Origin of the sequence: Nocardia suismassiliense (genome assembly GCF_900269665.1) — a bacterium.
GTDB classification, from domain to species: Bacteria; Actinomycetota; Actinomycetes; order Mycobacteriales; family Mycobacteriaceae; genus Nocardia; species Nocardia suismassiliense.
Window position 1 is genome coordinate 1 of sequence record NZ_LT985383.1, and the last position, 897, is coordinate 897.

1 protein-coding gene is annotated in these 897 nt (G+C 67.1%); it reads left to right on the forward strand.

Annotation, left to right across the window (positions count from 1 at the left end):
- Window positions 1–846, forward strand: an 846-nt coding sequence (locus DBO33_RS42500) for a hypothetical protein (protein ID WP_199857086.1), incomplete at its 5' end; no start/stop codon positions are given.
- Between the last annotated feature and the right edge of the window lie 51 nt (window positions 847–897).

The following is an 897-nucleotide window of genomic DNA, read 5'->3' on the forward strand; positions in this document are numbered from 1 at the left end:
TTTCCAGGTAGTTGGGCTGTAGCGGGCGGTCAGGTCAGCGCGTGGGAACTGCGCAAGGACTTCGACCGAGTTCATCCGGATGTGTACGTGCGCAAAGGCACACAGCTGGATGCCCGCGGGCGCGCGCAAGCGGCAGGCCATTGGGCCAAAGGCGCGGGTATTCTGGTCGGCTTCTCAGCGGCGGCAATGCACGGCACCCGGTGGCTCGATGACAAGCCGGCCGAGATCGCGCTGACGAACAGAGCCCGGCCGCCACGCGGTGTGCTGGTGTATCGCGACGAGATCCTTGCCGACCAGATATGCAGCGTCGCCGGTTTCCGGTGCACCACCCCGGCGCGCACCGCATTCGACCTGGCGCGGCGCCTTGATCCGCCGGAAGCCATCGAGGTGCTCGACGCCCTCTGCAACGCAACAAGCCTCGAGCCGGCAGAAGTCGAACGCCTCGCCGCTCTGTTGCCACGTGCCCGCGGTCGCGGCAACCTTCGCAACGTACTTCCCTACGTCGACGGGGGCGCCGAATCCATCCCCGAGAGCCGAACCCGGCTGCTTCTCCTACAGGCAGGCCTGCCCGCACCCGAAACCCAGATCCGAATACTCGGCCCTGACGGCATGACCGCGGCACGCCTCGACATGGGCTGGCGCCGTTGGCAAGTAGCCGTCGAATACGACGGAGCGCACCATTGGACCGACCGCAACCAGCGCGCCTGGGACATCGACCGCGCCGCCGCCCTCGAAGCCCTCGGCTGGTCCCTCATCCGCGTGAGCGCCGTCCTGCTCACCGGTCGCCCCCATGTCATCGTGGAGCGCGTCAAGCGCGCCCTCCGTTCCCACAACGCCGACTTCTGATGAGTGGCACACCATGGAGAGGTCCTCTCGCACTTTGCCACAGCCATGTGC